We start from the raw sequence: 13,637 nt of genomic DNA, 5'->3' as shown, positions 1-13,637 counted from the left end.
ATTACGGCCGGAGTGTCCGGGGCGACGCGGACTGCGCCAGCGGCCGGTGATCGCGTTGCCGACAGCATTTTGATTCCCGCCGTGAGGTGAGCGCCCTGATTTTGGGGGCGAGCGCCGGCGGGGTCGCGCCGCCTGATATTCCCGATTGTTAATGGGGGTTTTCCTGTGTTGTCGCTGCTCGGCGAAATCCGGCACGTTCGCTGCTACAAAAACAACGGCCCGTGAAGAATTTCCGCGAACTCTACTGCACGCAGCGTCGCATCCCCGTGGAGCGGTTCGAGCGGGATCTGGTGAGCCGCAGCCTTCACCGGCATGCAAAGCCGATCTATTGGCTGCTGGGTTTGAACCGGGACTATGTCTCGCCGGATTTCGAATTCGTGCGCGGCGTGGGTGAACTGCGCAACCGGCGCGAATTTCGCGACGAAGCGGCGGAATTTCATTATCATCCGCACAATCGCGGGCTGCTGCGCAGCGTGCTGAAGCTGCGCGTTTCCACGCACCGGTTGCAGCGGATTTTCGAGACGGAGATCGAGGAACACGGCAGCCGGCCGCCGATGTAGGCCGGCGGTGGGGGGAGTGCGGCCGGTCGTTTAGGGGTTGAGCCGTCCAACAGGCGGAACGTATCCTAAGGACAATCATCCCCCCAGGCCATTCCCCTCCCGCCTTCTCCGTCCGGCCTTGGCCTTGGGCCTTTTGTTGCCCGCCGCCCTGCTGACCCAGGTCCGGGCCAAACCCGCCGACTTCGCCGCCTTCCAAGCCCAGGCCGCCGCCCGCCAGGCCACCGAGGGCTTCGCCACGCGCCGCCAGCTCGCGCTCGGCCTCATCGATCTTGCGTTCCACGCGGTGCCCGCCGCTGACGCGCAGAAAATGGACGTCGTCGCCGTGAGCAACGCCGTGCTCAAGCGCGTGTCGGTCGCCCCGCCGGCGGACACCGCGTTGGTCGCCTATTTCGGCCACCTCGCCGGCTACGATGCCGGCTATCAGTGGGCAGTGGGCCAAGGTGCTCGCGATCGACATGGCCAGCGTCTTCCAGGCGGCGCCGGGCGGCTTCCTCGACGGGAAGGTCGGCCGCCGGCTGCGCGACGAGGTCTACGGCGTGGGCCACACCCACGACGTGGCCGAGTCGGTCGAGAAGTTCCTCGGCCGCGCGCGCAGGAACCCTACCTCGCATATGTCGGCATCAAGGCGACGAAGTAACCGGGACTTCCCGTCACTTCTAGGGATGATTCCCGGCTTCCCTTGGGGCCGGGAATTTTTTTGAACCAAGCGACACCCGGCCGGTCGGTAGGGTCAGTCCTTGTTGCACAATCCTTCCATCGAACTGCAGTCCGCTGCCGCCGGCGTTGCGCGCGTGGTGCGGCAGATCTGCCTGCTGCGCGAGCAGGGCGACACACCGCAAGCCGCACAGCTGCAGGAAAATGAACTGGCCGACGCCGTGCGCGACCTGCGGCTGGCGCACGGCCCGGCGGTCCTGCCGGACACGGAGTTGCAGGCGATGTTTGCCGCGGAGGAGCGGCGCGTGGCGGAGGCCGTGATTTTGTCCGAACTTCTGATCCCGCGGCTGGTCGAAAATTGGCCGGCGGAACCCCGCCCGCCCCGCTCCGGCGGGCTTCGCTCCAGTCCTGCGTCGGCGCCCGTGGCCGTCGCTCCGCCAGCCGGGCCGCCGGCCATTCCCGATTTGCTCGACGCCATGCTGGCGGCCGAGCGCCCCGGCCGCCGTCCGCCGCCGGCCACCCACCGCGAGTCCTGAACCACCACGAAAAATGACAACCACCACTGCCACCACCGAAAAGAAGTCCGTCACCACCACCGAGCGTTCCGCGACAGCAATCCTGGACCGTCCCGCCGAGTCCGTTCCGCTGCGCCGGCCCGGCGACCGCCGGAAGATCCTCGTCGGCTTCGACCTCGGCACCAACGCCTCCTGCATCCTCGCCGGGCCCGCCGAGGGCAAGGACACCACCGTCAGCAAGATCATCCCGACCGTCGTCGGCTACGCCCGCGAGGGCCTGGTGGACGGGATCATCGCCAACAATGCCACCACGCTCATCGGCGAGGAGGCGCTCAACCACCGCCTGCAGATGAAGATGATCGCCCCGCTCGAGGACGGCATCATCGCCCAGGTCGAGCCGGCGCGCGACTTCATCCGCCGCGTGCGGGCCGTCATCGATCCGACCAACTCGGCCGAGATCCGGGCCGTCATCGGTGTGCCGGCCAATGCCGGCCAGCCCGCGCGCGAGGACATCCGCAACTGCGCGGCCGGCGTCTTCGACCGCGTGCTGCTCATCCCCGAGCCGTTCCTCGCCGCGCTCGGCTTCCGCGACGAGTCGCGCCTCGGCCAGCCGAACTACGTCGACCCGGTCACCAACTCGCTCTTTATCGACATTGGCGGCGGCACCAGCGACCTCTGCCTGATCCAGGGCTATTTCCCGACCGCGGACGACCAGATCAGCCTGGCCTTCGCCGGCGACGCGGTGGACAAGCTCATCGAGGACGACCTGCAGCGCACCTACCCGAACAACGGCCTGTCGCGCGCCACGATCCGCTCGATCAAGGAGGAACACTCCTACGTCGGCGCGATCCGCAAGCCGATCGACGTCAAGGTGCTCATCGGCGGCAAGAGCCACACCCTCGAGCTCGGCGACACCATCGGCCGCGCCTGCAACCGCCTGCTGGAAAAAATCTATCCGGCGCTCACCACGCTGATCAGCCGCGCCTCGTCCGACTCGGTGGCGCAGCTCCTGCAGAACATCGTCATCACCGGCGGCGGCAGCCGCATCCGCGGCCTCGACACGGTGATCCAGCAGAAGCTGGCGGACGACGGATTCGAAGCGCCCAAGGTCAAGCTCGCCGGCCCGGAATACAAGCGCTTCGTGGCGGTGGGCGCCCTCAAGGCCGCCCGCTCCGCCCGCGAAGACCAGTGGCAGCACCTCCTGGCCTGAGCTTCAGGCCGTGTTTTTGGTCGCCCCGCGCCTCCGGTGCAAGCCGGGGGCGCGCCGGTAACGTATTTAGGTAGGGCGGGCACTCCGTTGCCCGCCGAGGCGCGGACGGAGTCCGCGCCCTACCTCAGACGGTCTCGAGCAATTGGGAGAGGCGGGCGACCATCCGCCTTCGCCAAGGCTACGGCGGACACGGACGGGTTAGACCGTTTCGAGAAGCTTATACAACCGGGCGACCATCGGCGTGGCGTCCTCGAGCATCCCGGCGGAGATGAGGGCGTTGTCGAGGATCTGCTCGGCGACGAGCTTCGCCTTGTCCGGTGCCGCCGTGTGGATCTCAAAGAGGCGCTTGATCACCGCGGAGCGGGGATTGATCTCGAGGTTCGCCTTCTGGGGCAGGTCCGAGCCTTCCTTGTTCATGGCCTTCATCATGCGGCGCATGTGGGCGGACATGAACGCGTCGGCGTTGATGGCGAGGGCGGGGGAGTCCACGAGGCGGTCGCTGGCCTTCACGTCGGCCACGCGGTCGCCGAGCGAGGTCTTGAGCCAGGCGGTGAGCGTCTTCGTGTCGGCTTCGCTGAGCGCGCCCTCGGGCTTCGGGATGTCGCTGAGCTTCACGTCGGCGTGGTCGGCGGCGATGAGCTTCTTGCCGTCGAACTCGCGGACGTTGTTCATCACGTATTCGTCCACGGGCTCGTAGCAGAACAGCACCTCGAGGTTGCGGGCCTTGAAGCCCTCGAGGTAGGGGCCGCTCTCGATGGCGGTGCGGTCCTTGCCGACAAGGTAATAGATCTCCTTCTGCTCGCCGCCCATGCGCGAGACATAGTCGGCGAGGGAGGTCTGCTTGGTCTTGTCCGTCAGGGACGACTCGAAGCGCAGCAGCTTCATGAGCTGCTCCTTGTGGGTGTGGTCGAGCGCGGCGCCCTCCTTCAGGAAGAGGCCGAACTTCGCGTAGAATTTCACGTAGCCGTCGGGGCGCTGGGTGGCCTCCTCGTCGAGGAACTTGAGGAAGCGCTTGGTGATGACCTTGCCCAGCTTGTCGAGCAGGGCCTTGTCCTGCATCGTCTCGCGCGAGATGTTCAGCGGGAGATCCTCGCTGTCCACCACGCCCTTGAGGAAGCGCAGCCACTCGGGCAGCAGGTCCTTGGGCGCCGCGTCGATGAGCACCTTGCGGCAGTAGAGCGCGACCCCGGGCTCGAAGCGGGCGAAGCCGAAGCTCTCGGTGTTCTCCGACGGGACGAAGACAAGGGCGTTGATCGAGAGCGGGGCGTCGGCCGAGAAGTGCAGGCGCAGCAGCGGGTCGTCGTAGGCGTGGGCCTGGAACTTGTAGAACTCGGTGTATTCCTCGTCCTTGATCTCGTTTTTCGAGCGCAGCCAGAGGGCCTGGACGGTGTTGACGCGCTTGCCGTTGAGGTTGATCGGGAACGACACGAAGGCGCTGTAGCGCTCGACGATGCCCTTGATGCGGCCGTCGGTCGCGTATTCGCCGCAGTCGTCCTTCAGCTCGACGACGATCTTCGTGCCGCGGGCGACGTCGGCGGCCTCCTCGATCTCGTAGCTGCCGGAACCGTCGCTCGACCAGACGTGGCCGGGCTCGCCGGCCTGCCACGAGTGGGAGTAGACCTTGACGGACTTGGCGACCATGAACGCGGCATAGAAACCGACGCCGAACTGGCCGATGAGGTTGGTGTTCTTGGCGCCGCCCTCGCCCAGGGCCTGGAGGAATTTCTTCGAGCCGGAGTGGGCGATGGTGCCGAGGTTCTCGATCAGCTCGGCGCGGGTCATGCCGATGCCATAATCCTGGATCGTGAGGGTCTTGGCCTTGTCGTCGGTGGTGACGTTGATCTCGAGGGCCTGGTCGCCGAAGACGTCCTTCGCGGTCAGCGAGGTGTGGCGGAGCTTCTCGAGGGCGTCGGAGGCGTTGGAGACCAGCTCGCGGACGAAGATTTCCTTCTCCGTGTAGAGCGAATGAATGACGATATCGAGAAGCTGCTTGATCTCGGCCTGGAACTCGAATTTCTGCGGTGTGGTGGTGGACATGTTGGTAAAAGGAGGCGGGACCCGCTTGCGCTCTGGCGAGCTACGGCGCGGCAAGAAAACGAAAAGGGCGGCCAACCTACTGGCCGCCCGGCAAAAATCAAGGGGTTGAATGGATTGTTGTAGGGGCGCGGCTTGACCGCGCCCGGGCGTGGTCAAGCCACGCCCCTACATGCGGAGTAGGCAGCCTATTTGATCCGGACTTCCACGATCTCGGGCTTTTTGCCCTCCCGGGTCTGGATCAGCATCTCGAACTCCTTGGTGCCGCGCCCGAAGCCGCTGGCCTGGTTGTTGACGAACTGGCGGTAGGCTTTGCCCTCGACGCGGTAGCGGCCGGTCCAGCCCGGCACCGGCTCGGGATTCTCAAGGTAGATGTCCGAGCCGATCACGTTGCCGATGTTGGAGAGCGGGTCGTCCTGGTATTTGAAATAGGACTTGGCGCGATTCTCGGCGAACTTGGCCACTTCCGCCACCGTCGCGTCGGGCTGGATGGCGGTCTTTTCGGCGACTTTCACGTTGAGGTCCCGGCTGGCGGCGCGGGCGGCCTTGGCCTCTTCCTCGGCCTGCCGCTGGCGGCGCTCGGCGTTTTCCGCGGCCCGGGCCCGGTCGGCCGCCTCCTGTTTTTTCTCCGCTTCCAGTTCTTCCGGGGATTGCACCGGGGTCAGATCCTGCAGCTTGGCGCGCACGTCATCCGGCAGCAGGGAGGTGCGCACGCTGATCAGGTCCTTGTTGACCGACAGCATCACGGTGCCAGCGGCAGTGTTCACGCTGCGCACGGCGACCTCGGTGAACAGCAGGCCGTCCTTCAGGCGCAGTTCCTTGTAGGGGAGGTTGACGTCGACGATCACAGCCGCGGCTGACACGGCGAGCAGCCCGGCGAGGGAGATGATGATGCGGCGGAACATGCCGGGAAGCTAGGCCGGCCGGCCGGATTTCGCAAGAGCCGGAGTTTGACCACGAAAAGGCACGAAGATGCACAATATAGGGCAGTTCCCTTTTGTGGCGGATAACGGACAGTCAGAGGGGTTCGAAGGTGGAGCGTGACCTCCGGGCGGGCTTCAGGATGTTCGCAAGCAAACCCGTCCGGAGGCCGGGTTCCACCTTCAACCACCCAAATAGGCGGCCTTGAGCTCGGGATTGTTCCGGAGCTCGGCCGACGGACCCTGCATCGCGACCGTGCCGGTCTCGAGCACGTAGGCGTCGTGGGAGATCTCCAGCGCGAGGTTGGCGTTCTGCTCGACGAGCAGGATGGTGATGCCGTGGCTCTGGTTGATCTCCACGATCTTCTCAAAAATGGTGCTGATGAGCTTGGGGGCGATGCCCAGCGAGGGCTCGTCGAGCATGAGCAGCTGCGGCTCACCCATAAGGGCGCGGCCGATGGCGAGCATCTGCTGCTCGCCGCCCGAGAGGGTGCCGGCGGCCTGGGCGAGGCGCTCCTTCAGGCGCGGGAACACGCTGAAGACGTAGTCGCGGTTCTGCGCGATCTTCGCCTTGTCGGTCTTCAGGTAGGCGCCCATCGCGAGGTTCTCCTCCACCGTGAGATTGGAGAACACCATGCGGCCCTCGGGCACATGGCAGAGGCCGCGGGCGACGATCTGGTGCGGCGGGAGCTTGGTGATGTCCTCGCCCTTGAAGGTAATGCCGCCGCGCTTGGCGCGGAGCAGGCCGGAGATGGTGCGCAGCGTGGTGGTCTTGCCCGCGCCGTTGGCGCCGATGAGCGTGACGATGCGGCCGGCCTCGATGGAGAACGACACGTCGCGCAGCGCGCTGATGGCACCGTAGCAGACCTCGAGGTTTTTGACGGAGAGCATTTTTATTTTGCCACGGATTGCACGGATGAGCACGGATGCAAATCACCGATGCCGGTCATTCTGAGCGGAGCGAAGAATCCAGAATGATTTCCGCCGGCGGTCATGTCGCTGGATTCTTCGCTCCGCTCAGAATGACAGGAGGGGGCCATTAGTGGTGGGACAAAGATTTCTGGTGGTCCTCGCCGAGGTAGGCCTCGATGACCTTCGGGTCGGACTGGATCTGGGCCGGGTTGCCCTCGGCGATCTTCACGCCGTAGTCGAGCACCGCGATGCGCTGGCAGACGCCCATGACGACCTTCATCGAGTGCTCCACGAGGAGGACGGAGAGGCTGTATTGCTTCTGCACCTGCTGGATGAGGCGGATGAGGTCGACCTTTTCGGTCGGGTTCATGCCGGCGGCCGGTTCATCGAGCAGGAGAAGCTTCGGCTTGGTCGCGAGGCAGCGCACTATTTCGAGGCGACGCTGTTCGCCGTAGGGGAGGCTCTTGGCGGGCGCATCGCGGAAGCGGCGCAAATTGAAGATGTCGAGCAGCTCCTCGGCGCGCTTGGTGACGGCCGCCTCGTCCTGCTTGAAGGCGCCCATACGAATGAGCGACTGGATCGGAGAGGTCCCACGGTGGAGGTTGCAGGCGACGCGGACGTTGTCGAAGACGGAGAGTGAGCCGAAGAGGCGGATGTTCTGGAAGGTGCGCGCAATGCCGAGCTCGACGATCTCGTTGACGCGCAGGCCGGCCAGCGGCCGGCCGTCAAAGTGGATCGAGCCGGACGTGGGCTGGTAGACGCCGGTCATGAGGTTGAAGACGGTGGTCTTGCCCGCGCCGTTGGGGCCGATGAGGCCAACCAGCTCGCCGTCGTTGACGGTGAAGTCGACCGCGTTGACGGCGGTAAGGCCGCCGAACCTGATCGTCGCCTGGTTGAGCTGGAGAAGGGCGGGCACGGTGGGTTAGAGGGAAGGCACCGGATCAGTTGGCCGCAAAAAGGCACAAAAATCATCCGGGGCTTCGGCGTGAATCATCTGCGCGCCTATAGGCGCGACGCAGATGGTAGCCGGCAGGAGTAATTTTTTGCGCCTCTTTGTGGCCATAAAATGATTTAACGACCGTTTCAAAGCGTGGTGGTCTTGCCGAACTTGAAATTGAAGAGCCCCTGCGGCCGCACGATCATCAGCACGATCAGGAGCAGCGAGTAGATGATCATCCGGTATTCGGCGATCGGGCGCAGCACCTCGGGCAGCAGCGTGAGCAGGATGGCGGCGAGGATGACCCCGATGGTGTTGCCCATGCCGCCAAGGATGACCATGACGACGATCTCGATGCTCTTCGTGAAGTCGAAGCCGGTCGGCGTGATGGTCATCTTGAAGTGGCCGTAGAGTCCGCCCGCCGCACCGGCGAAGAAGGCGCCGATGACGAAGGCCACGATCTTGTAGCGCGTGGTGTTGAGGCCGACGGCCTCGGAGGCGACCTCGTCGTCCTTGGTCGCGAGGAAGCCGCGGCCATAGGTCGAATGTACGAGGCAGGTGACGGTGAAGACGGCGAGCGCGACGAAGGCGAGGACCCAGAAGATGGACGTATAAGCCGGGATGCCGTTGAGGCCGAGCGCGCCGCCGAGGACCTCGACGTTCTGGAAGATGACGCGGATGATCTCGCCGAAGCCGAGCGTGACGAGCGCGAGGTAGTCGCCCTTGAGGCGGAGCGACGGCACGCCGACCAGGAGACCGGCGCAGGCGGCGCCGAGGCCGCCGGCGGTGAGCGCGGCGAGGAACATCAGGCCCTGCTGCAGCGCGGTGCCGCCGTCCTCGCCGAGGATTTTCGGCCCGAGGAACAGCGAGACCGCGGCGGCGCCATAAGCGCCGACCGACATGAAGCCCGCGTGGCCCAGCGAGAACTGGCCGGTGTAGCCGTTCACCAGGTTGAGCGAGACGGCGAGGAGGATGTTGATCCCGATGCCGATCAGGACATCGAGGTAGTAGGGATCGATCCGGTCGGAGAACCACGAGAGGCCGAAGGCGGCCAGCAGCGCGACAAGGAGGTAGAGATGCGGGCGCGGCATGGCTCAGGCGGAGTTCTTGCCCACGAATTGCACGGATAAAACGGATAAATGCCCGAATCCTGCCATTCTGAGCGGAGCGAAGAATCCATCCGTATAACCGCCGGGGTGAATCATGCTGGATTCTTCGCTGCGCTCAGAAGGACAAGCCTGGGAAATTGGATCCGTGTTCATCCGTGTAATCCGTGGTTAAAATGGCTCAGACCTTCTCGACGGTGGACTTGCCCAGCAAGCCGGCGGGACGGAAGAGCAGGATGATGATGAGGATCGCGAACGCGATGGCGTCCTTGTAGGTCGACCACTGGCTGCCGTTCACGAACGTCTCGACCGTGCCCAGCAGGAGGCCGCCGAGGGCGGCGCCGGGGATGTTGCCGATGCCGCCGAGGACGGCGGCGACGAAGGCCTTGAGGCCGGGCATCACGCCCATCAGCGGGTCGATCGAGGGGTAGTTGAGCGCGTAGAGGATGCCGCCGGCGGCCGCGAGGGCGGAGCCGAGGCCGAAGGTGAAGGAGATGACGATGTCGTTGTTGATGCCGACGAGCTGCGCGGCCTTCGGGTTGAGCGAGACGGCGCGCATCGCGGTGCCCATCTTGGTGCGGTAGACGATGAGCTGCAGGCCGACCATCAGCAGCGCGGTGACGACGATGACCACGACCTGGTTGGAGGAGATGACGAGGCCGCCGAGGGTGAAGTTGACCGAGGGGAACACGGCGGGGAAGGTGCGCGGCGTGGCGCCAAAGAACACCTGGCCGGAATACTCGAGCAGCAGCGAGACGCCGATGGCGGTGATCAGGACGTTGAGCGTGGCAGCGCCGCGCAGCGGCCGGTAGGCCAGCCGCTCAATGACCATGCCGAGCACGGCGCAACCCAGCATGGCGACGATCAAGACCACGAGGCCGCCCCAGACCGTGTTTTCCGGCACGAGCTTGCCGATGTAGTAGCCGATGAAGGCGCCGACCATGAACACGTCCGAATGCGCGAAGTTGATGAAGCGCAGGACGCCATAGACCATCGTGTAGCCGAGCGCGATGAGCGCATAGATGGCCCCGAGGGACAGGCCGTTGAGGAGTTGCTGGAGATATTCGGACACTCGGAAAGGTGGCGATATTTGGGGGGGAGGCGGCGTGTCCGTCAATGGCCGTGTTTGATCCACAGCCCATCTGTAGCGGCGGTCTAATGAGCGCCGTCGTAGGCCTAATGACCCAAACCCGGCGGTCGCAGACCGCCGCTACAGGTCAAGGGCCGCGCCGCGCTCAGGGGTCCACCGTCTCGACGTAGGCGAATTTGCCGTTTTTCACCGTCAGGATGACCGCCGACTTGGTCGCGTTACGGTCCGGGTCGATGGTAATGTGGCCGGTGACCCCCGAGAAGTCCCTGGTCGTAGCAATGGCCTCGCGCAGCTTGGCGCTGTCGGTGGTGCCGGCGCGCTTGAGGGCGTCAAAGAGCAGGGCGGCGGCGTCGTAGCCGAGGGCGGCGATGCTGTCCGGGGTCTCGCCGTCCCAGCGGGCGCGGAACTTCCTGATGAAATTCTGCATCACGGGGGCGGTGGACTCGGGCGAGGCGTGGGTGGAATAGTAGGTGCCCTCGACGGCCGCGCCGCCGATCTCGATGAGCTGCGGGGCCTCCCAGGCGTCGCCGCCGAAGATGGGGCCGGTAAAGCCGAACTGTCGGGCCTGGATGCAGATGAGCGCGCCCTCGGTGTAGTTGCTCGAGTGGAAGATGCAGTCGACGCCCGCGGCCTTGATGGCGGTGAGCTGGGCGCGGAAGTCCTTGTCGCCCTCGCTGTGCTTCTGCTCGATCACGACCTCGCCGCCGGCCGCGGTGAATTTCTCGCGGAACACCTTCGAGATGCCGACGCTGTAGGCGTTGTTGACGGAGGTGATGATGGCGGCGCGTTTGGCGTGCAGAGTGTCCTTGGCGAACTTCGCCAGCACGGCACCCTGGAACGGGTCGATGAAGCAGACGCGGAAGATGTAGTTGCCGGTCTCGGTGACACGCGGGTTGGTCGACGAGATCGCGATCATCGGGATCTTCGCGTTCTGCAGGATGGGCGCGGCCTCGAGCGAATTGCTGGAGGGGTTGCCGCCGAGGACGGCGATGACCTTGTCGCGGGAGACGAACTTCTTGGCGATGGTGGCCGACTCGCCGGCCTTGGACTGGTTGTCCTCGGTGAGCAGCTCGACCTTGCGGCCGAGGACGCCACCGGTGGCGTTGGCCTCCTCGAAGGCGAGGATGGCGCCCTTGCGGGCGGCGATCCCGAACGCGGCCTCCTTGCCGGAGAACGCGCCGTATTCGCCGATCTTGATGGGGCCCTCATCGGCTGCGACTGCCGAAGCAGTGGCGGCCAAACTCCAAATGCCAAACTGCCAGAGGCCAAACAAAGGGGAAGAACGGAATTTAAACATAAGGGACGGACCTGGCTGCTTTGGCGTTTGGACTTCTGGCGTTTGAAAATTGGTGCCGTTACGGCGCGACGGTCTTGAAGAACTTCGCCTTGCCGTCCTTGATGGCGATGATCGTGGCGGACTTGGAGGCGTTGCGGTCCTTGTCGATCGTGGTCGTGCCGCTGATGCCGGGGAAATCCTTGGTGGCGGCGAGGGCGTCGCGGAGTTTGGGGCCGTCGGTGCCGCCGGCGCGCTTGATGGCGTCGGCGATGACGTAGACGGCGTCGTAGCCGAGGGCGGAGAAGGCGCCGGGGGACTCGTTGTTCCAGCGCGCCTTGTATTTGGCGGTAAAGGCCGCGACAACCGGGTCGGTGTTCTCGGCCGAGAAGTGGGTGGAGTAGAAGCAGCCGTTCATCGCCTCGCCGCCGATCTTGAGGAGCTGTTCGTCCTCCCAACCGTCGCCGCCGAAGAACGGCATGGTCAGGCCGAGGTCGCGGGCCTGGCGGACGATGAGGGCGGCCTCGGTATAGTAGCAGGGGACATAGACGGCGTCGACGCCCGCGGCCTTGACGGCGGTGAGCTGGGCACGGAAGTCCTTGTCGCCCTCGGCGAGGTTCTTCTCGGTGACGATTTCGCCGCCGCCGGCGGTGAAGGTTTCCTTGAAGAACTTGGCGAGGCCGAGGCTGTAGGCGTTGGAGACGCTGGAGAGGATGGCGACGCGCTTCACCTTCAGGTCCTGCTTGGCGAACTTCGCCATGACGGTGCCCTGGAAGGGATCGATGAAGCAGACGCGGAAGATGTAGTTGCCGGTCTGGGTGACCTTCGGGTTGGTGGCGGCGGGGGCGACCATCGGAATCTTCGCCTGCTGGGCGATGGGCGCGGCCTCGAGCGAGCGGCCGGAGGAGACCTCGCCGATGAGGGCGACGACCTTGTCGCGGGAGATAAGTTTCTTCACGACGGTGGCGGACTCGCCGGGCTTGGTCTGGTTGTCCTCGGTGGTGAGTTCGAGCGGGCGGCCGAGGACGCCGCCGGCGGCGTTGATCTCCTCGATGGCGAGGACGACGCCCTGGTGCGAGGTCTGGCCGAAGCCGGCCTCCTTGCCGGTGAGCGAGGCATATTCGCCAAGCTTGATGGGATCGGCGGCGGAGAGCGCGGCGGTGGCGGCGAGGGCGAGGAGCAGGGCGGGTGTTTTCATAGGGGAAAGGGGATCAGGGATGGACGTCCTGGACGAAGGCGTAGCGGCCATTTTTCACGGTGAGGACGACGGCCGACTTGGTGGGGTTGCGCTGGGCGTCGAAGGTGATGCGGCCGGTGGCGCCGGCGAAGTCCTTGGTGACGGCGAGGGCGTCGCGCAGCTTCGGGCCGTCGGTCGTGCCGGCACGCTTGATCGCGTCGATCAGGACCAGGGCGGAATCGTAGCCGAGGGCGGAGAGAGCGTTGGTCTCGAGGCCCCAGCGCTGCCTGAAGCGGGCGTTGAAGGCGACGACGGCGGGCGACTGGTTCTCCGGCGAGTAGTGGGTGGAGAAATAGGCACCCTCGACGGCCGCGCCGCCGATCTGGATGAGCTCGGGCGATTCCCAACCGTCCACGCCGAAGAGCGGCACCGTCAGGCCGAGCTCGCGGGCCTGCTTGCAGATCAGGGCGGCCTCGGCGTAGTAGCCCGGCACGAAGACGCCGTCGGCGCCGGCGGCCTTGATGGCGGTGAGCTGGGCGCGGAAATCCTTGTCGCCCTCGCCGTATTTCGGCTCGGCCGCGATCGCGCCGCCGTCGGCGGTGAAACGCTCCCGGAAGTATTTGGCCAGGCCGACGGCCTGGGCGGAGGAGACCGACGAAAGGATGGCCACCTGGTTGAGCTTCAGGGTCTCGTGGGCGAACTTCGCCATGACCGTGCCTTGGAAGTCGTCGATGAAGCAGACGCGGAAGATGTAGTTGCCCTTGGTCGTGACGGACACGTTGGTGGCGCCGGGGGAGACCAGGGGGATCCTGGCGTTCTGGCAGATCGGCGCGGCCTCCAGCGTGCGGCCCGAGGTGATCTCGCCGAGCACGGCGACGACGTTGTCGCGGGAGATGAGCTTCTTGACGACGGTGGCGGACTCGCCGGGCTTGGACTGGTCGTCCTCGGTGATCAGCTCGAGCCTGCGGCCGAGGACGCCGCCGGCGGCGTTGGCTTCCTCGATGGCGAGCAGGGTGCCCTTGTGGGCGTTCTGGCCGAAGACGGCCTCCTTGCCGGTGAGCGAGGCGAATTCGCCGATCTTGATGGTTTCCTGGGCGGCGAGGCTTGCGGCCAGGGTCCCGGCGCCGAGGGCCAGCCGGAACAAAAGGGACAGGGGACGGACGGACATAGGGGATGAGAGGATGTGACCTAAAAGAAGCCGGCGGGGGCTTTCAACCCGCAACTGCCAGGAATATGAGAGGGGCGGGAA

General features: G+C 65.5%; 13 protein-coding genes. 4 read left to right on the top strand and 9 right to left on the bottom strand.

The features are described from left to right. Positions 1-221: 221 nt before the first annotated feature. The 4 genes from BLU29_RS04715 to BLU29_RS04700 all read left to right on the top strand — a co-directional run bounded on the left by BLU29_RS04715 (position 222) and on the right by BLU29_RS04700 (position 2,939). Positions 222-560 carry a hypothetical protein gene (locus BLU29_RS04715; protein WP_091055542.1) on the top strand — a complete coding sequence of 113 codons (339 nt, stop codon included), beginning with the start codon at positions 222-224 and terminating at the stop codon, positions 558-560. A gap of 118 nt (positions 561-678) precedes the next feature. After that, positions 679-1,197, top strand: coding sequence for a M3 family metallopeptidase (locus BLU29_RS17880; RefSeq protein WP_172830204.1), 519 nt, complete (start codon positions 679-681; stop codon positions 1,195-1,197). A gap of 103 nt (positions 1,198-1,300) precedes the next feature. After that, complete coding sequence (locus BLU29_RS04705) at positions 1,301-1,750, top strand: hypothetical protein (protein ID WP_157693624.1); 450 nt, start codon at positions 1,301-1,303, stop codon at positions 1,748-1,750. Between the two features lie 13 nt (positions 1,751-1,763). Then, entirely contained in the window at positions 1,764-2,939 is a 1,176-nt protein-coding gene (locus BLU29_RS04700; protein ID WP_091055537.1) for a rod shape-determining protein, read from the top strand. A 198-nt stretch (positions 2,940-3,137) separates the two neighbouring features. Here the strand turns inward: BLU29_RS04700 and htpG are convergent, their stop codons facing one another. The 9 genes from htpG to BLU29_RS04655 all read right to left on the bottom strand — a co-directional run bounded on the left by htpG (position 3,138) and on the right by BLU29_RS04655 (position 13,556). Beyond that, positions 3,138-4,976, bottom strand: a complete 1,839-nt coding sequence (htpG, locus tag BLU29_RS04695; RefSeq protein WP_091055536.1) for a molecular chaperone HtpG — start codon at positions 4,974-4,976, stop codon at positions 3,138-3,140. A gap of 185 nt (positions 4,977-5,161) precedes the next feature. Continuing rightward, on the bottom strand, positions 5,162-5,878 hold the full coding sequence (locus BLU29_RS04690) for a hypothetical protein (RefSeq protein WP_091055534.1): 717 nt from the start codon (positions 5,876-5,878) through the stop codon (positions 5,162-5,164). Positions 5,879-6,076: 198 nt separating this feature from the next. Beyond that, positions 6,077-6,784 carry an ABC transporter ATP-binding protein gene (locus tag BLU29_RS04685; RefSeq protein WP_091055532.1) on the bottom strand — a complete coding sequence of 236 codons (708 nt, stop codon included), beginning with the start codon at positions 6,782-6,784 and terminating at the stop codon, positions 6,077-6,079. A 148-nt stretch (positions 6,785-6,932) separates the two neighbouring features. Beyond that, complete coding sequence (locus BLU29_RS04680) at positions 6,933-7,721, bottom strand: ABC transporter ATP-binding protein (protein WP_091055530.1); 789 nt, start codon at positions 7,719-7,721, stop codon at positions 6,933-6,935. A gap of 167 nt (positions 7,722-7,888) precedes the next feature. Beyond that, positions 7,889-8,833 (bottom strand): branched-chain amino acid ABC transporter permease, encoded by a 945-nt coding sequence (locus BLU29_RS04675; RefSeq protein ID WP_091055528.1) that lies wholly within the window; start codon positions 8,831-8,833, stop codon positions 7,889-7,891. Positions 8,834-9,029: 196 nt separating this feature from the next. Then, positions 9,030-9,920 carry a branched-chain amino acid ABC transporter permease gene (locus tag BLU29_RS04670; RefSeq protein WP_091055526.1) on the bottom strand — a complete coding sequence of 297 codons (891 nt, stop codon included), beginning with the start codon at positions 9,918-9,920 and terminating at the stop codon, positions 9,030-9,032. 163 nt (positions 9,921-10,083) lie between these two features. Next, positions 10,084-11,178 carry an ABC transporter substrate-binding protein gene (locus BLU29_RS04665; RefSeq protein ID WP_231962312.1) on the bottom strand — a complete coding sequence of 365 codons (1,095 nt, stop codon included), beginning with the start codon at positions 11,176-11,178 and terminating at the stop codon, positions 10,084-10,086. Positions 11,179-11,293: 115 nt separating this feature from the next. Further along, positions 11,294-12,409, bottom strand: a complete 1,116-nt coding sequence (locus tag BLU29_RS04660) for an ABC transporter substrate-binding protein (protein ID WP_091055523.1) — start codon at positions 12,407-12,409, stop codon at positions 11,294-11,296. A gap of 13 nt (positions 12,410-12,422) precedes the next feature. Beyond that, complete coding sequence (locus tag BLU29_RS04655) at positions 12,423-13,556, bottom strand: ABC transporter substrate-binding protein (protein ID WP_091055522.1); 1,134 nt, start codon at positions 13,554-13,556, stop codon at positions 12,423-12,425. Between the last annotated feature and the right edge of the window lie 81 nt (positions 13,557-13,637).

Origin of the sequence: Opitutus sp. GAS368, assembly GCF_900104925.1 — a bacterium.
GTDB lineage: Bacteria > Verrucomicrobiota > Verrucomicrobiia > Opitutales > Opitutaceae > Lacunisphaera.
This window is presented reverse-complemented; position numbering and strand designations above follow the sequence as displayed.